The following is a 17,935-nucleotide window of genomic DNA, read 5'->3' as shown; positions in this document are numbered from 1 at the left end:
ATAGAGTCCTGAAGGACTCACTACGGTATTTAGAGATTATCTCAATATGAGCGATTTTTCTAATTTAGTCGATTTACTGCGCGATCGCGCCGAATCTCAACCGGATCAACTGGCTTATCGGTTTTTAGCCGATGGGGAAACCGAGTCAGGAACCTTAACGTATCAACAGTTACATCAACAAGCAATCTTGATCGCCTCTTATCTGCAATCTTTTCTATCACCGGGCGATCGCGTTTTAGTCGTTTATCCTTATAGTGCGGGCTTAGAATTTATTGCGACGTTTTTTGGCTGTTTATATGCAGGTGTGATCGCCGTTACTGATAACCCTCCGGTATCAACCCAAGCCATTCCGAAGCTACAAACCCGTTTAGAATCTTCTCAATGTCGGGCTATTTTAAGTACAGAAGCATTAATTCAACACCTACAAACCCAATTCCCCGTAGAGACGTTCCATGCAACGTCTCTACGTTGGGTTGCGACCGATAGCCTTTTTTCTCAAAACCTCGCTACACAATGGAAAGAACCGCAAATTAACGGGGATACAATCGCTTTTTTACAATATACTTCCGGTTCAACGGGGACTCCAAAAGGCGTAATGGTCACTCATCAAAATGTTATCCATAATTCCGAGATTATTTATAACGCCTTTGGACATAATAATCAGAGTCGAGGATTAATTTGGCTTCCTTTATTTCATGATATGGGATTAATTGGCGGCGTAATTCAACCCTTATATGGGGGATTTCCTGTTACTTTAATGTCGCCTGTTTCCCTAGTACAAAAACCGTTTCGTTGGTTAGAAGCGGTTTCTCAATATCAAGCCACCACCAGTGGCGGGCCTAATTTTGCCTATGATTTAGTCTGTCGGACAGCAACTCCTGAAAAGTTAGAAAAGTTAGATTTAAGTTCCTGGGATGTGGCTTTTTCCGGCGCTGAACCTGTACGCTTGGAGACTCTCAAACGATTTGCAGAAATTTTTGGCCCCTGTGGGTTCAAACCCGAAGCGTTTTACCCCTGTTACGGAATGGCTGAAACCACCCTATTTATTTCGGGTGGAAACAAACACCAAACCCCTCATATTCTCTCGGTCGATGCAGTCGCCTTAGAACAAAATCAAGTGATTATTCAACCGTCAACAAAAACTCGATCTCTTGTCAGTTGCGGCTTCCCTTGGTTGGGAGATGAAGTGATTATTGTTGATCCTGAACAATTAACGCGACGAGATGAAAATCAAGTCGGTGAAATATTAGTATCAGGAAAGGGGGTGGGTTTAGGATATTGGGGAAAATCCGAAGATACAGAAACCACCTTTAAAGTTTATGTGGATGGAAAAGGGCCCTATTTACGCACAGGAGATTTAGGGTTTTTGCATGAAGGAGAATTATATATTACCGGACGCATTAAAGACATGATGATTTTGTGGGGAAGAAACCGTTATCCCCAGGAAATTGAAGCCACACTTGATACTTGTCATCCCGCCATTCGTCCGAGTCATAGTGCGGCGTTTTCTATTGAAACAGAAATCGGAGAACAGTTAATTATTGCATCTGAAATTGAACGACGTTATCTGCGGAACTTGAACATTGAAGAAGTGGTCAATGCTATTCGTCAAGCCGTCGCCGAACAGAATACCGTTGATGTTTTTGGGATCGTATTATTAAAAACAACTACTATTCCTAAAACCACCAGTGGTAAAATTCAACGTCGTGCTTGTCGAACGAAATTCCTAGAAGGCAGTTTAGATATTGTTGGACAATGGCAATTAAATTCAGAATCCAGTCAATTAACAGAACTAGCCAATCGTTCTTAAAAGTCAACCGTAGGGTGCGTAAGCACAGCGCACGCACCAACAACCTTTATTTCATATCACTAAAATTGACATGAAACCAGAACAATTATCAGAAAAAATCAGGTATTTTCTGTTGTATAAAGTTGGAGCAAAAATATTATGGACATTTGAAAAATTAATTCCTGAATATTCATTAATTGGAGATACCGCTTTTTTTGACTCTACTCAATTTAAGTGGTCAAAAGAGTTAGAAACCAATTGGCATTTAATTCGGCAAGAATTAGAGCAAATTCTGAAAGTTCAAGAACAACTACCAAATTTTCAAGATATTTCCCCCGATCAAGGCTATAGTACCACTCAAGATAATTTATGGAAAACCTATTTTTTCTATGGCTATGGAATTAAAGTCGATAAAAATTGCCAACGCTGTCCAGAAACCACCCGTTTAATTGAACAAATTCCAGGGATGAAAACGGCATTTTTTTCAATTTTATTACCCGGAAAACATATTCCTGAACATCGAGGGCCCTATAAAGGAGTCATTCGTTGTTTATTAGGATTAAAAATTCCTGAACCCCGCGAAAAATGTCGAATTCGAGTTAATGGAGAAACCCGCCATTGGGAAGAAGGAAAATGTATGATTTTTGATGATTCTTTACCCCATGAAGCTTGGAACGAAACCGATGGCGTGAGAGTCGTTTTATTTTTAGATATTATGCGACCTTTACGGTTTCCTCTGTCGATGATTAATGAACTGTTTCTCAAATTAATTACGGTGTCTCCTTTTGTTCAAGACGGTTATGCGAATCAACGGAAATGGGATGTTCGCTTAGAACAAGTCTTTGCTGCACAGAAGGACAGTATTACCCCACCCTAGAGGCAAAATTCCCCCGTCTGTAACCCCTGATCCGTGATCAACAATTGGTGATTCATTCAAGATTTAAGAGTTAAGAAAATCCTTAATTCTTGAATAATGACTAACTACGGACGGAGGTAAAACACCCCTATAAATGATAGGATAGACAACAAAACATTACCTATTTTTTTCATGACTGATTCATTTGATTTTTTAAAAGTGACCACTTTAATTGAACTTTTACAACATCGGTCATTCCAGCAACCGAATCAAATTGCTTATACATTTTTAGTCGATGGGGAATCGGAAACGGTTACATTAACCTATCAACAATTAAACCAAAAAGCTCAAACTATTGCGAGTAAATTACAAGCCCTTTGTCAACCGCAAGATCGAATTTTGTTACTGTATCAACCTGGATTAGATTATATTAGTGCGTTTTTCGGTTGTTTATATGCTGGAGTGATTGCTGTTCCCGCTTATCCCCCTCGACCCGATCGCTCCCTTCCTCGTTTACAAGCAATTATTAGTGATACAAATGCCACCATTGCTTTAACGACAGAATCCACCTTATCCAGTTTACAACGGTTTTTTCCGCAAATGTCTGATATTGCGCCGTTAAATTGGTTGACAACCGATATTTTAGAAACAGAAATTGAAAATAATTGGCAACCTCCAGCCATTAATCCTCAAACCCTTGCCTTTTTACAATATACCTCCGGTTCTACCGCAACCCCCAAAGGGGTGATGATTTCTCATCAAAATTTATTACATAATTTAGCTGCAATTCATGATCATTTTGGTCATTCCTCTAATAGTAAAGGGGTCATTTGGTTGCCTCCTTATCATGATATGGGATTAATTGGCGGCGTTTTAGAACCTCTGTTTGGTGGATTTCCCGTTATTTTAATGTCGCCTTTGATGTTTGTTCAAAATCCGTTACGCTGGTTACAAACGATTTCTCGATATCAAGGAACCACCAGTGGGGGGCCTAATTTTGCCTATGATTTATGTGTGAGGAAAGTCTTCGGAAAGGGGGGGGTTAACCCATTGTTACAGTTAGAAACTTTAGATTTAAGTAGTTGGGAAGTGGCATTTAATGGAGCAGAACCGATTAATCATAACGTCATTGAACGATTTACTCAAACTTTTGCTCAATATGGGTTTAAGCGAGAAGCGTTTTATCCTTGTTATGGCATGGCTGAAGCAACTTTAATAATTACTGGAGGCTTAAAAACAGCAGCACCCGTTTTTAAAACCGTTGATACAATTGCCTTAGAAAATAATAAGATTATTGCTATTAATGAACCGAATGCTAACTTAACAGAAAATGCTAAAACCTTTGTCGGTTGTGGTCAATGTTTATCCGATCAAAGGGTACTGATTGTTAATCCTGAAACCTTTAATTGTTGTCAAGCTGGAGAAGTGGGGGAAATTTGGGTTTCAGGGCCGAGTGTGGGACAGGGATATTGGAATAAACCAGAAGAAACAGAAACCTTATTTAAGGCTTATTTAACAACAGGAGAAGGCCCATTTTTAAGAACAGGGGATTTAGGATTTTTAGACGCTGAAGAATTATTTATTACCGGGAGAATTAAAGACATTATTATTATTAACGGTCGTAACCATTATCCCCAAGATATTGAATGGACAGTTGAACAAAGTCACCCCTTAATTCGTCCCAGTGGAGTCGCTGGATTTTCGATTGATGTGGATGGAGAAGAACGGTTAGTCGTGGCGGTCGAGATGGAACGTCAATATTGGCAACAACTCCGTACTCAGGAAAATGGTAACGGTTCAGCCAAAACCTCGATTAAACAGCAGGTAATTCAATCCATTCGTCGGGCTATCTCTCAAAACCATGATTTACAGGTTCATACAACCGTATTATTAAAACCTGGAAGCTTACCTAAAACTTCCAGTGGCAAAATTCAACGCCATGCTTGTCGTTCTAGTTTTTTAGCCGGAAACTTGGGCGAGTAAGAAGTAGGGAAGGAATAGGGAATTTGTAGGATACAGCGATCGCAGCACACGCACCAACTCCCAACAGTAATCAGGGATTTAGACAGATTTGAGGAATTTCACCTTGTTACGCCTATCCTCGCTGGCTAACCGTCAGTAACTAACCACTAACTCCCAACGACTAACTCTTAAACTGATAACTGATGACTGATGACTGATTACTGATATCTTGGGATGCTAAAGTTTTATGGTGATGGAGGAGTGAGCCATGCAAGTGTTAAATGCGTCTATGAATGGGACTAAACCCCAGCAACCATCGGGAACGGTACATCATCCAGAATTGTCGGTGAATGGTATTGAGTCTTTCCAATCTGTCACCACAATTGAGGAATGGTTAGTCAGTCAACTCGCAGAACGATTGGGTTTAGAAGCGTTAGAGATTGATATAGAGGAGGATTTTGCCAATTATGGCCTCAACTCCATCGAAGCGATTAATCTCTCTGGAGACTTAGAAACAATTTTAGGTCGCCGCCTTCCCCCGACTTTGTTGTGGGATTATCCCAATATTTCGACCTTGGCTGAATATTTAGCGACTCAGACTAAACTCGATATCGCTCAATATCAGAATGGCATTTCCCCTGAAGATGCTGAACATCTTTTGCATCATTTGGATCAATTGTCGGATGCAGAGGTCGATAGTTTATTAAATATTTTATTAGCGGAACAGGAAGACCACAATGATTAATTTATCGCCATCAGTGAGTCAGTTATCCTCTCAAGAAAAGCGATCGCTTCTGGCGGAATTATTGAGGAAAAAAGCACAATCCCTTTCCCTTCCTGAGATTCCGGCTGAATATTATCAATTTAATCAATTTCCTGAATATCTGCATCTGAAGCAACAACAGCAAGAACTGACAGCTTTGGGATTAGGAAACCCATTTTTTAGGGCGCAAGAAGGTATTGCCAATGATCAAGCCAGGATTGGAGGTCAGGATTATATTAATTATGCCACTTATAATTATTTAGGAATGTGTGGCGATCCGATAGTTTCTCAATTTGCCAAAGAAGCCATTGATCGATATGGAACCTCTGCGGGGGCGAGTCGGTTATTATCAGGTGAAAAGGTCATTCATCAAGAATTAGAACGAGAAATTGCTGATTTTATTGGGGTGGAAGATAGTATTGTTTTTGTGGGGGGTCATGCCACCAATGTAACAACGGTGGGGCATTTATTCGGACAACATGATTTAATTTTACATGATGCCCTCAGTCATAATAGTTTAATGCAAGGGGCTGTTTTATCGGGAGCAACGGCGATCGCATTTCCTCATAATGATTGTCAAGCTTTAGAGCGAATGTTACGAGAACGGCGTCACCGTTATCAACGGGTTTTAATTATTGTAGAAGGGGTTTATAGTACCGATGGAGATATTGCCAATTTACCGGAATTTGTAGAGATTAAAAAACGTCATAAAGCCTTTTTAATGGTGGATGAAGCTCATTCCATTGGGGTTTTAGGAAAACACGGGCGAGGCATTAGTGAATATTTTGGGATTAATCCCCATGATGTTGATTTATGGATGGGAACTTTAAGCAAATCCTTTGCCAGTTGTGGTGGCTATATTGCCGGATCTCAAGCATTAATTGAATATCTGAAATATACTGCCCCTGGATTTGTTTTTAGTGTGGGGATTTCTCCACCAAATGCCGCTTCTGTAATTGCCGCTATTCGCTTGTTAAAAACTGAATCTAAACGAGTTGAACAGTTACATCAACGGGCGCAATTGTTTTTAACGTTAGCCAAAGATCAAGGGTTAAATACAGGATTAAGTCAAGATTCTCCAGTGATTCCGATTATTGTAGGAGATTCTTGGAAGTCGGTGCAACTGTCTCAAAATTTGTTTAACCGGGGGATTAATGTACCCTTTATGTTTTATCCCTCTGTGCCTAAAAATGGAGCTCGTTTGCGATTTTTTATTACTTGCAACCACACCGAAGAACAAATTCGTTATACTGTAGACACTCTTGCCGAAGAAGTGGCAAAATTACCAGAAAATCATTGATTTTTGCAGAATTTAGCTACCTTGGGCATTATCCTGTAAAGGGTTCATAATAATGCGTGTTCTTCTAATTTATCCCATCTTTCCCCAAAGTTTCTGGTCATTTGAAAAAGCCCTCGCCTTAGTAAACCGTAAAGCTTTACTTCCGCCATTAGGTTTAATTACGGTAGCGGCAATTTTACCCCAATCTTGGGAGTTTAAATTAGTAGACCGAAACGTTCGAGACATCACAGAAGCAGAATGGAATTGGGCAGAATTGGTGATGATTTCCGCCATGATTGTCCAAAAAGATGATTTTTTAGCTCAAATTCGAGAAGCTAAACGACGGGGTAAAAAAGTCGCTGTGGGTGGCCCCTATCCCACATCCACTCCCCAAGAAGCTGAAATAGCTGGTGCTGATTATTTAGTCTTAGATGAAGGGGAAATTACCTTACCCTTATTAGTGGAAGCCTTAGAACGTGGGGATTCTAAGGGGGTTTTTCGCATAGAAGGAGATAAACCTGATGTCACCACATCCCCCACGCCTCGCTTTGATTTATTGGATAAGAATGCCTATGATATGATCTCACTCCAATTTTCACGAGGTTGCCCGTTTCAGTGTGAGTTTTGTGATATTATTGTGTTATATGGTCGTAAACCTCGAACTAAAACCCCGGCTCAATTTATAGCAGAATTGGATCGATTACGGGAATTAGGATTTAAGCAGGGAATTTTCCTCGTTGATGATAACTTTATTGGCAATAAACGCAACGTTAAGTTATTACTGAGGGAATTAAAAGTATGGATGAAAGAAAACAACTATCCTTTCCGAATATCAACGGAAGCATCCATTGATTTAGCTCAAGATCAAGAATTAATGGATTTGATGGTTGAATGTAACTTTAGAGCGGTGTTTTTAGGCATTGAAACCCCCGATGAAGATAGCCTTAATTTAACTAAAAAATATCAAAATACTCGTGATTCCCTGAGTGAATCCGTTGAAAAAATTATCCGGTCTGGATTACGGGTGATGGCAGGATTTATTATTGGGTTTGATGGAGAAAAACCTGGGGCGGGCGATCGCATTGTTCGGTTTGTAGAAAAAACTACAATTCCCATTGCTATGTTTAGTATGTTGCAAGCTTTACCGAATACCGCCCTTTGGCATCGTTTAGAAAAAGAAGGACGATTAATTACCCAAACGGGAAATGTTAATCAAACCACCTTAATGAATTTTATTCCCACTCGACCGATTGAAGACATTGCCCATGAATATGTTAATGGGTTTTGGGAATTATATGACCCCCAACGATATTTAGATCGAACCTATCGACATTTTATGATGATCGGCGAACCTAAAACCAATTCCATTGGCGGTAAATTAATGGATTGGACAACCATGCGGGCACTGTTTATCTTATGTTGGTATCAAGGAGTTGTACGGAAAACTCGTTGGACATTTTGGCGCTATTTATGGAATATTTTACGGCACAAACCTCGTGTTTTAGATCATTATTTAGTGGTTTGTGCACAGGTAGAACATTTCTATGAATATCGCGCCATTGTTAAAGAAAAAATCGAACATCAACTGCAAGCTCTACCCGTAGAAACCCAACGTCAGCTAACGACTATTGCTCAATAGTTAGCGACACCGGGTTTTTGAACATCAGAAACCCGGTTTCTTGGGTTGTGTAGGTGACTCTTGCTGTTTTCTGTATTTTGACCCTATCCTGTGGGAAAATTAATTCAATTGTTTTGTTAGTCAAACTTCCACTGAGAAAAAAACAGTGCCTCCGACTTATCTACACCAACATCGGAATATGAGGGTTGCTCAAACACGACGTCAGTTTTTGCAGACTTCCGTTGCAGCGATGGTGGCATCGTCCCTCTCAAGCTGTGGTTGGACGTTAGCTGAAGTCAAAACAACCCCCAATACCCAGGTGTCCTCAGATACCTTGTACATCTATACTTGGGCGGGTTACACCGATCAAGATTTATTAAATCGGTTTCGAGAGGAAACCGGGTTAAAAGTTGTGGCGGATGTCTTCGACTCTAACGAAGCCATGTTAGCACGGCTGCAAGCCGGAGGAGCCGGAGCTTATAGTGTCATCTATCCTTCGGAATATATGGTTCAGAAAATGGCGGCATTAGGGCTATTAACTGAACTGGATCGCTCCTTATTAGTAGGATTAGAAGATTTATTTCCGCAATTTCAAGACCCAGGTTATGACCCTGGAGGTCGTTTTAGTGTGCCGATTAGTTGGGGAACAACGGGGTTAATTTTTAATCCTAAAACTCTCAAAACTTCTCCTCAAGATTGGGATTATCTTTGGCAAAATCAAGAACCCTTATCAAAGCGGTTCACGTTACTCAATGATGTGCGAGAAGTAATGGGAGCCACATTAAGAATGTTAGGCTATTCTTATAATGCCACTGATCCCAATCAAATTCGTCAAGCTTATGAAAAATTAGTGGCATTACGTCCAGCGATCGCTTCTTTTTCAACGGATTCTTGGCGACCTCAAATGATTGTTGGGGATTTATTTGTTGCCATGTGTTATTCCTCCGATGCTGCCGAAATTATGGAGGAAAATGAGGATTTAAGATATATTACTCCTGATAGTGGATCATCCTTATGGACGGATACAATGGTGATTCCTAAAAGTGCTCCTAACCCCGATGCAGCCTATAAATGGATTAATTTTATGTTGCAACCGGACATTGCAGCAACCTTAGTTGAACGATTAAAATTTGCCACGCCTTCAAGATTAGCCTATGAAAGATTACCAGAATTTTTAAGAAATGATCCGACCTTATTTCCGCCTGAATCTGTTATTGCTAGGAGTGAAGCAATTTCCCCCGTCGGTAAAGCCACTGAAATTTATGAACGATATTGGACACAATTAACCAGTTAGGTGTTGACTATTAACCGTTAACCCACAACCAAAAACCGACAACAAAACTATGGCTATTTCCACAAAAACCCCAATGACTTCTCCTCCACAACCTGTTAAAAAGGGATGGCGACAACGAGCGTCTCAATGGCTTGGGCCTTTAGTTTTATTAGGGCCGTCTGGGTTGTGGTTATTACTCTTATTAGTATTCCCAACATTACTAATTTTTGAACTGAGTTTAGTTAAGGATATTCGTCCTGGGGATTTAGTCATTCCCAATGGTATTGATAATTATTTGCGGGTATTTGAACCGATTAATTTATTAGTGATTTGGCGATCGCTATATTTTGCCTTTGGAACCACAGTCTTGTGTTTATTATTAGGATTTCCCGTTGCTTATTGGATTGCTCAATTAGCTCCCAAACGCTGGCGAAATGTAATCTTATTAGCCTTTGTTTTACCGTTGTGGACATCTTCTTTATTAAGAACCTATGCTTGGATTACCATATTAAGACCAACGGGGGTTTTAAATTCAGTTTTAGGATTAATTGGATTACCTGCTTTAGAATTATTGAATCGAACTCCGGCGGTTTTAATTGGTATGGCCTATAGTTATTTACCTTATATGGTCACGGTTTTATATGCCTCTTTAGAAAAATTAGATCGGCGTTTATTAGAAGCGTCTGCGGATTTAGGCGCGCGACCTGTTGAAACCTTTTGGAAAGTCACAGTTCCCCAAACTTTACCCGGTATTGCTGCGGGTTCATTGTTAGTTTTTATTAGTTCCTTGGGGGATTTTGTAGACCCCGAATTATTGGGGGGAGCCTCAAGTATGACGGTTTCGCGGTTAATTTATAATCAATTTTTAGGCTTAACTCAAAATTGGGGCTTTGGTTCAGCATTAAGTATGGTGTTAATATTTGGAGTCAGTATTGCGATCGCACTTTTAATTAAATATGGGGATACTCGACCTTCTCGCTAATAGAAATTAGGAAAATATTATGCAAAACGTTCAACAACAACCAGAGGAGATGTTGGATATGGCTTCTAAACCAAAGTTTAGAATTTCTTGGCAGGTGATTTTCGTCGGTTTAATGTTTTTTTATATGTACCTGCCGATTTTTGTTTTAACGTTTTATAGCTTTAATAAATCTCGATATAGTGCAGGGTGGGAGGGATTTACCTTAGAATGGTATATCAAATTATTTCAAGATACGCGGATTTTAACCGCTTTAAAAAATAGTTTAACGGTGGGCATTTGTGCCGTCGGAATTGCGGCGGTTATTGGTACATTAATGGCCGTAGGATTAGCCCGTTATCGTTTCCCCGGAAAAGGACTTTATCAAGGGGTTTCCTATTTACCCTTAATTATTCCTGATATTGCTATGGCCGTTGCAACTTTGGTGTTTTTAGCCGCCGTTGCCATTCCCCTGAGTTTATGGACAATTGTAGCCGCCCATGTGGTGTTTTGTTTGGCTTATGTTGCCTTAGTCGTTTCAACGCGATTAGCAGATTTAGATCCCCATTTAGAAGAAGCTGCATTAGATTTAGGGGCGACTCCCCTAGAAGCGTTTATTCAAGTTTTATTACCTCAATTAATGCCGGGGATTATATCAGGTTGTTTACTGGCTTTTGTGTTAAGTATGGATGATTTTTTAATTGCTAGTTTTACGGCTGGAAGTGGGGCAAATACTTTACCGATGGAAATTTTTAGTCGGATTAGAACTGGGGTGAAACCTGATATTAATGCCTTAAGTGTAATCTTAATTATCGCTTCTGGATTTTTAGCAATATTTGGGGAATATTTACGCAGTCAAGGGGAAGGAAAAAGAATGAGAAATTAGTCCAAATTGGGATAAGGGGGATGTTTCAATCCCTGAAAGGGATTTGTGGTTATTATAACACCCTCCTTACGGCCGTTGGGGGGATCAGGACTTACCGAAAGTTTCAATCCCTGAAAGGGATTTGTGGTTATTATAACCAGTTAAGCGTTAGCGTCTCTTAAACAAACCTTGAAGTTTCAATCCCTGAAAGGGATTTGTGGTTATTATAACCACTAGAAACACAAAGAGAGGTGGTATCAGTCAGAAAGCCAGTTTCAATCCCTGAAAGGGATTTGTGGTTATTATAACTTTATCGAGTGATGATGGATTTTCAAATATTGTCAGTTTCAATCCCTGAAAGGGATTTGTGGTTATTATAACCAAAGTGCCTGTCACTAATCTTTTCCAAGATGTTGTTTCAATCCCTGAAAGGGATTTGTGGTTATTATAACCAGCCCTGGGAGTCGCTCTGGTTCCATTTGGTGTCATGTTGTTTCAATCCCTGAAAGGGATTTGTGGTTATTATAACCGCCAATCAAATTGATAAAGTTTAGGCGCTTGAGTGTTTCAATCCCTGAAAGGGATTTGTGGTTATTATAACAGCGATGGGAAGAGGAAGGCGGCGCCGTTGAGATGAGTTTCAATCCCTGAAAGGGATTTGTGGTTATTATAACCCCTTAAATTTTGCTAAAACCATTACAACAGGGTTTCAATCCCTGAAAGGGATTTGTGGTTATTATAACTAATATGCCTTCGCGTTGGTGGTGTTGCAATAGTTTCAATCCCTGAAAGGGATTTGTGGTTATTATAACAAGGCAGCCCCCTCCCCAGCATTCTCTAGGGTAGCAGTTTCAATCCCTGAAAGGGATTTGTGGTTATTATAACATCGGTGGCAAAAAAACGGGTTTCCAAATTATATCTGTTTCAATCCCTGAAAGGGATTTGTGGTTATTATAACGGTGCTGTTAAGAAAAAATCCAAATCTAAAAATAAGTTTCAATCCCTGAAAGGGATTTGTGGTTATTATAACAACGACTGAAAAATCTCCAAAAGGAATGCTACCAGGTTTCAATCCCTGAAAGGGATTTGTGGTTATTATAACCGTTACCATATTCCCGCCGCCGCACCGTCACCCGTTTCAATCCCTGAAAGGGATTTGTGGTTATTATAACAGAACTAAATGATGCTTATCTTTTAATCTATCAAGTTTCAATCCCTGAAAGGGATTTGTGGTTATTATAACGATCCTTTAATTGTCAGACTTCGGGAAATTAATTTGTTTCAATCCCTGAAAGGGATTTGTGGTTATTATAACTATCGGCGACTTGCCGATAAAATGGTACTTTTTTACGTTTCAATCCCTGAAAGGGATTTGTGGTTATTATAACAGTGTCTCAATCATATATAGCATTTCCTTTGCAATGTTTCAATCCCTGAAAGGGATTTGTGGTTATTATAACCACATCTTCTTTGAAAAGTCAAGCTATGCAAAAAGTTTCAATCCCTGAAAGGGATTTGTGGTTATTATAACCTTTAGCATCATAAAATCTAATCATTCTCTTAGATGTCCGTTTCAATCCCTGAAAGGGATTTGTGGTTATTATAACTTTTAACTAATTTTACAGCAATAGCGAACCCTAAGTTTCAATCCCTGAAAGGGATTTGTGGTTATTATAACTTCTTATGAGGAATTACTTAAAGAGGGTGAATTGTTTGTTTCAATCCCTGAAAGGGATTTGTGGTTATTATAACTCCTCCTATAGATATTAATCCGGCTGAAAAAGTTGGTTTCAATCCCTGAAAGGGATTTGTGGTTATTATAACAAGGAATATAGTAAAGTAAAGAATCTTTTTTAAATCTATTGTTTCAATCCCTGAAAGGGATTTGTGGTTATTATAACTAATATGTTCCTCACGTTCAGCAAGTTTAGAACATGTTTCAATCCCTGAAAGGGATTTGTGGTTATTATAACTGTCCATAGAGGGAATTGATTAAAGATTTAATTTGTTTCAATCCCTGAAAGGGATTTGTGGTTATTATAACGGCGAAAAACCATATCTCCGAAGCCCGTAGGAGGTGTTTCAATCCCTGAAAGGGATTTGTGGTTATTATAACTATCGTGGGCGCTTGCGCGTAGATAAAAATCAAGGGTTTCAATCCCTGAAAGGGATTTGTGGTTATTATAACGACACGTTCAAAGAAATGGGGATGATGCTACCCGTTTCAATCCCTGAAAGGGATTTGTGGTTATTATAACTTTTCCGGTTAATGTCCGAAATTCGTCTACAGATGTTTCAATCCCTGAAAGGGATTTGTGGTTATTATAACGGCTGCAACAGGGACTAAATGGATTTATCAGGAAGTTTCAATCCCTGAAAGGGATTTGTGGTTATTATAACTCTGATTGGAGAATTCCCTCTTCATCGCCTAATCCTGTTTCAATCCCTGAAAGGGATTTGTGGTTATTATAACTTTGTTGGTCGGGTGTGGGTTCGACTCCGATAAGTTTCAATCCCTGAAAGGGATTTGTGGTTATTATAACGTAATGGCTTTAACACCTCAACATACCTATCAAATTTTGTTTCAATCCCTGAAAGGGATTTGTGGTTATTATAACCGCAGGCTTCTGAAACCCTTAATATATTTAGTTTTCAAGGTGCAATTGCGATAACCTGATCCCAATATATCATTTCAGCCATCAACTGAGCAAGAGGCAAAAATAAAAAAAAGCTAAAACCCTCTTTCAGTAAAGGTTTCAGGAATTGCGACAACCATATAGGGGGGATGATAGACTTCAAACCCTGAACAGACATAGGTTTGAACCCTAAATCTACCCCACCTTATTCTGAACAGCTATCGGTTGTCACCAGCAACCAAACTAATTCATTAACTCAATTCTCGCCCTTAATCCATTGCTAGTTAACTGTTGTAATAGCCAATTGGCCCGATATTGATCTCGAAATGCTCCCGCTTGAACAACTTGTCGCCCTGCAACCACCGTAGGAAAGGCTTCTGGCACAATTGAACGAATCCGCCGAAGCTCACTATCATTACTACTTTCGACCACCACTCGATACCTTAAGCCCAAAGCCATCGGACTTAAAGGAATTGTTTCACCCCCCCCACTGGCGACCTCATTGGGAAGTAAACCCCCACCCGACCCAATGGGAATATCTGGCCCTGGAACCGCCAAAACCCCAATGGCTGCAATGGAAGCGGGTTGAGTCGGTTGAGGCGGCTGGGTAATCGGTTGTGTTTGTTGAGGTTGGGAACGGGGAGAGGGAGACTGGGGGGAAGGACGATTTAAGATTAACCGGGAAAAGGTTGAGATTAATGACCCAGCCAGGGAGTCCGCCGATGAGGTAGGTCTTGGGGGAGGTTGGGGAGGACGGCGAGTATTCGGTAAAGGAGGTAAGTTCGGAGATTCTGGAGGGGGAACCGGAATGGGAATGGCAGTGGAGGTTTGAGTGGGAGTTGGGGCGGGAACGGGAATGGGAATCGGGTTTTGAGCCCTTGAATTGGATTCGGGAAGATAGACCGGAAGGGCGGAAGCGGTGTTAATCGGGGTCTGGGTAGCGGGATCGTTGGCAACAATGGCCACAGGCTGTTGAGAGGGGGCGGGAGAGTTTAAGATCTGACTGACCAGGGGAGAGGGAGCGGCGGCGGGGGTGTAGGTTCCTGACACTTGAATCGCCCCAAACACCTTAGCGGTGGATAATTGGTTTCCGTAGGCTTGAATTTGTTGGCCTTGGGTTCCGTTATTGAGATCATAACGGCCATTATTGCGAATCACGTTGCGTCCCGGTTCCTGAGTATTACCGAGATCCGGTAAAGATTGAGCGATCGCGACAATTCCATCTCGTTGATTTCGTTCAATTTGATTATCGCGTAAAATCGGTCGAGCGTTAGCTTGAATCACCACCCCATCTTTATTATCAACAACACGATTTCCGATCACAAAAGGGGCTGCATTTTGAGCAATATTAATTCCAAATCCAGTATTTTGAAAATCGTTATTGCGGATTTCAGGGCGAGAATTTCCATAAATCGTCATTCCATTTGCACCATTTTGAGCAAAATAATTCTCTTGAATAATCGGCGCACTCATTCCCACCACAGAAATCCCATCATGGGTATTTCCAATAAAGGTATTTTGAGAAACAATTAAAGAACTCGATTCAATCCATAACCCATAGCCTCGGTCACTGGAATTAGTAATCGTTACTCCACTAATTTTTGAGCCATTTGCCCCTAATACGGCAATATTTTGGCGGGCAAATGTTCGGCTAGTGTAGAACCCGCCGCCTTTAATCACAACATCTTTGCCCTTTGTATTCGGATTGCCTTGCAGGGTAATATTATCATGTAAAATAATCGGAAATTGTTCTCCGGTTTCGCCACTATAGGTTCCGGGTGCTAAAATAATTGCAGTATTTCGTTGGGCTAAACTTAACGCTTTTGTAATCGTTCTTAAAGGGGATTGTTGTGTGCCTTGCCCTTGATCATTTCCCGTTGTTGAACTCACATAAATCACCGTCGTTGAACGATTGCTGGCTTGTGTTATCGGTTGATTTTTCACCGGAACCGCTAACCCAGAAACAGGTTGAAACAATCCTAACCCCAAAGTCACTAATAGTAATGGGGAAAAAGATTGCAATACCCTCAATAAAAATGGTGAAGAAAATGGCATTGCAGTTCGGACAAACCATAAACAAGATTGAGGAATACCGAGTTGTCGAGTCATTGTAGGGGGGTAGGACTGAAGGTTCGGATTAGCATTGATCATTTCCGTTGTTGCACTCAGAACCTGAATTTGTTGTTAAGCTTGGGTACTTCCATTGACAGTTACGGCTTAGGGTTGTCCAAGCATAACAACAGGGGGTCAAACTACAACAACGGATAGCCAAAATTCAGCGACTCTGACGGACTGAAATTAGTTTAAAATTTCAATGGCGTCAAACCAGCCTTAATTTTGCCTTAAATTTAACCTTTTGGCTATTAAGAATTTTGAACTTTGTTTCGACGCACCGAAGGTCAATTTGAAATTGACCAATATTATATCTTGAATTGGAACATTACGCACTCATTGAGGAAGATTGGATGGAGGAACAATATAGTCCCTTGGCGCAACCGATTTTATATCGGATTTTAGATGCCAACTTAGACCGCACCCGTGAAGGGTTGAGAATTATTGAAGAATGGTGTCGGTTTGGACTCAATAGCGGAGAACTCGCAGAAGAATGTAAACATCTGCGCCAAGAAGTTGCCCGTTGGCATACGATGAACCTACGTTCCTATCGTAATACAATCGATGATCCGGGTACAGAATTAACCCATCCCCAAGAAGAACAACGTTCAGGAATTGAACAATTATTACAAGCCAATTTCTGCCGCGTTCAAGAAGCTTTACGAGTTCTGGAAGAATACGGGAAATTATATCATCCAGAAATGGGCAAAACCTTTAAACAAATGCGCTATCAAGTGTATACCTTAGAAACTCGTTTACTGGCTCATGATCGGCATAAAGTTTTACTGAATTCCTATCTTTATTTAGTCACTTCCCCAGGAGAACGATTATTATCGATTGTGGAAGCAGCCTTACAAGGAGGATTAACTTTAGTTCAATATCGAGATAAAACCTCTGATGATGAAACTCGACTGAAAACGGCTCAAAAATTATGTCAATTGTGTCATCGTTATAATGCCTTATTTTTAGTTAATGATCGGGTTGATATTGCCGTCGCCGTTGATGCCGATGGCGTTCATTTAGGACAAGATGATATTCCCATTGAATTAGCTCGACAAATCCTTGGCCCCCAACGATTAATCGGTCGGTCTACCCATAGTCCTGAAGATCTAAAACGGGCAATTCAAGAAGGAGCAGATTATATTGGAGTCGGGCCTGTTTATGAAACGCCAACGAAGGCAGGAAGAGCAGCAGCAGGCTTAGAATATGTTCGTCATGCGGTTAAAAATTCAATGATTCCTTGGTTTGCTATTGGAGGAATTGATATGAATAATTTGGATGATGTTATGGCAACGGGTTGCGATCGCATTGCGGTGGTTCGTTCTATTATGAATGCAGAACAACCGACTTTAGTAACTCAATATTTCCTCTCTCAACTCAATCGTTTTAGAAACCTAAAGTCCTATAAAGTCTTACCTAAATAACCCTAAATTGATATCATGGCTGAAACCATTACCCTCAAAGTTAATGGAGAATTAAAAACCTGTTCTGCGGGTTTGAAACTTCCCCAATTTTTAGAACAGCAAGGTTTAAATCCCCGGTTAATTGCTGTAGAATATAACGGTGAAATTCTCCATCGTCAATTTTGGGAGCAAACTGAAATCAAATCAGGAGATGTCTTAGAAATTGTCACCATTGTTGGAGGCGGCGTTTAATTTGTTATCCGGCGTAGGGGCGGGATTATCCCACCCTTACCAATAAGGATTTATTATTATTTTGATTCATTAACCCAACCTAATTATTGACAGATTCCCCATTCGTAATTCGTAATTCGTAATTCGTAATTCCTAATTCCCCATTCCCTATGCCAATAATAAGATAACC

General features: G+C 40.3%; 12 protein-coding genes and 1 CRISPR repeat array. Of the genes, 11 read left to right on the top strand and 1 reads right to left on the bottom strand.

Annotated features, from left to right (window positions below; translation table 11 throughout):
- Positions 1-46: 46 nt before the first annotated feature.
- From H6G57_RS01435 to H6G57_RS01395, 9 genes are all read left to right on the top strand, one after another.
- Positions 47-1,810, top strand: a complete 1,764-nt coding sequence (locus H6G57_RS01435; protein WP_190515420.1) for a fatty acyl-AMP ligase — start codon at positions 47-49, stop codon at positions 1,808-1,810.
- Positions 1,811-1,880: 70 nt separating this feature from the next.
- Positions 1,881-2,666: an aspartyl/asparaginyl beta-hydroxylase domain-containing protein gene (locus H6G57_RS01430; RefSeq protein ID WP_190515419.1), complete on the top strand. Its 786-nt coding sequence runs from the start codon at positions 1,881-1,883 to the stop codon at positions 2,664-2,666.
- Between the two features lie 171 nt (positions 2,667-2,837).
- Entirely contained in the window at positions 2,838-4,628 is a 1,791-nt protein-coding gene (locus H6G57_RS01425; RefSeq protein ID WP_190515417.1) for a fatty acyl-AMP ligase, read from the top strand.
- A gap of 247 nt (positions 4,629-4,875) precedes the next feature.
- Complete coding sequence (locus tag H6G57_RS01420; RefSeq protein WP_190515415.1) at positions 4,876-5,352, top strand: acyl carrier protein; 477 nt, start codon at positions 4,876-4,878, stop codon at positions 5,350-5,352.
- Positions 5,345-6,670: an aminotransferase class I/II-fold pyridoxal phosphate-dependent enzyme gene (locus H6G57_RS01415; RefSeq protein ID WP_190515414.1), complete on the top strand. Its 1,326-nt coding sequence runs from the start codon at positions 5,345-5,347 to the stop codon at positions 6,668-6,670. Before H6G57_RS01420 ends, H6G57_RS01415 begins: the two co-directional genes overlap by 8 nt.
- 52 nt (positions 6,671-6,722) lie before the next feature.
- Complete coding sequence (locus tag H6G57_RS01410; RefSeq protein WP_190515412.1) at positions 6,723-8,288, top strand: B12-binding domain-containing radical SAM protein; 1,566 nt, start codon at positions 6,723-6,725, stop codon at positions 8,286-8,288.
- 178 nt (positions 8,289-8,466) lie between these two features.
- Entirely contained in the window at positions 8,467-9,561 is a 1,095-nt protein-coding gene (locus tag H6G57_RS01405) for a PotD/PotF family extracellular solute-binding protein (RefSeq protein ID WP_190516274.1), read from the top strand.
- Positions 9,562-9,610: 49 nt separating this feature from the next.
- Positions 9,611-10,522, top strand: a complete 912-nt coding sequence (locus tag H6G57_RS01400) for an ABC transporter permease (protein WP_190515411.1) — start codon at positions 9,611-9,613, stop codon at positions 10,520-10,522.
- A gap of 19 nt (positions 10,523-10,541) precedes the next feature.
- Positions 10,542-11,384 carry an ABC transporter permease gene (locus tag H6G57_RS01395; protein WP_190515409.1) on the top strand — a complete coding sequence of 281 codons (843 nt, stop codon included), beginning with the start codon at positions 10,542-10,544 and terminating at the stop codon, positions 11,382-11,384.
- Between the two features lie 22 nt (positions 11,385-11,406).
- Positions 11,407-13,981: a CRISPR direct-repeat array (repeat unit 37 nt; unit sequence GTTTCAATCCCTGAAAGGGATTTGTGGTTATTATAAC).
- A 261-nt stretch (positions 13,982-14,242) separates the two neighbouring features.
- Here the strand turns inward: H6G57_RS01395 and H6G57_RS01390 are convergent.
- A complete protein-coding gene (locus tag H6G57_RS01390; RefSeq protein WP_242048838.1) occupies positions 14,243-16,150 on the bottom strand; it encodes a DUF1565 domain-containing protein in 1,908 nt (635 codons plus the stop codon).
- A 314-nt stretch (positions 16,151-16,464) separates the two neighbouring features.
- Between H6G57_RS01390 and H6G57_RS01385 the strand changes: the two genes are divergently transcribed.
- Together H6G57_RS01385 and thiS are read left to right on the top strand one after the other, a co-directional pair.
- Positions 16,465-17,535, top strand: coding sequence for a thiamine phosphate synthase (locus H6G57_RS01385; protein WP_190516271.1), 1,071 nt, complete (start codon positions 16,465-16,467; stop codon positions 17,533-17,535).
- Positions 17,536-17,550: 15 nt separating this feature from the next.
- A complete protein-coding gene (gene thiS, locus H6G57_RS01380; RefSeq protein WP_190515407.1) occupies positions 17,551-17,766 on the top strand; it encodes a sulfur carrier protein ThiS in 216 nt (71 codons plus the stop codon).
- Positions 17,767-17,935 lie beyond the last annotated feature (169 nt).

This window comes from Planktothrix sp. FACHB-1365, assembly GCF_014697575.1.
Taxonomy (GTDB): Bacteria; Cyanobacteriota; Cyanobacteriia; order Cyanobacteriales; family Microcoleaceae; genus Planktothrix.
Note: the sequence above shows the minus strand (reverse complement) of the source record. Positions and strands in the feature narration are given on the sequence as shown.

Bases quoted from the DNA above. Each gene is read 5' to 3' on its own strand.
- H6G57_RS01435 (WP_190515420.1), top strand. From the start codon at position 47: ATGAGCGATTTTTCTAATTTAGTCGATTTACTGCGCGATCGCGCCGAA.
- H6G57_RS01430 (WP_190515419.1), top strand. From the start codon at position 1,881: ATGAAACCAGAACAATTATCAGAAAAAATCAGGTATTTTCTGTTGTAT.
- H6G57_RS01425 (WP_190515417.1), top strand. From the start codon at position 2,838: ATGACTGATTCATTTGATTTTTTAAAAGTGACCACTTTAATTGAACTT.
- H6G57_RS01420 (WP_190515415.1), top strand. From the start codon at position 4,876: ATGCAAGTGTTAAATGCGTCTATGAATGGGACTAAACCCCAGCAACCA.
- H6G57_RS01415 (WP_190515414.1), top strand. From the start codon at position 5,345: ATGATTAATTTATCGCCATCAGTGAGTCAGTTATCCTCTCAAGAAAAG.
- H6G57_RS01410 (WP_190515412.1), top strand. From the start codon at position 6,723: ATGCGTGTTCTTCTAATTTATCCCATCTTTCCCCAAAGTTTCTGGTCA.
- H6G57_RS01405 (WP_190516274.1), top strand. From the start codon at position 8,467: ATGAGGGTTGCTCAAACACGACGTCAGTTTTTGCAGACTTCCGTTGCA.
- H6G57_RS01400 (WP_190515411.1), top strand. From the start codon at position 9,611: ATGGCTATTTCCACAAAAACCCCAATGACTTCTCCTCCACAACCTGTT.
- H6G57_RS01395 (WP_190515409.1), top strand. From the start codon at position 10,542: ATGCAAAACGTTCAACAACAACCAGAGGAGATGTTGGATATGGCTTCT.
- H6G57_RS01390 (WP_242048838.1), bottom strand. From the start codon at position 16,150: ATGATCAATGCTAATCCGAACCTTCAGTCCTACCCCCCTACAATGACT.
- H6G57_RS01385 (WP_190516271.1), top strand. From the start codon at position 16,465: ATGGAGGAACAATATAGTCCCTTGGCGCAACCGATTTTATATCGGATT.
- thiS (WP_190515407.1), top strand. From the start codon at position 17,551: ATGGCTGAAACCATTACCCTCAAAGTTAATGGAGAATTAAAAACCTGT.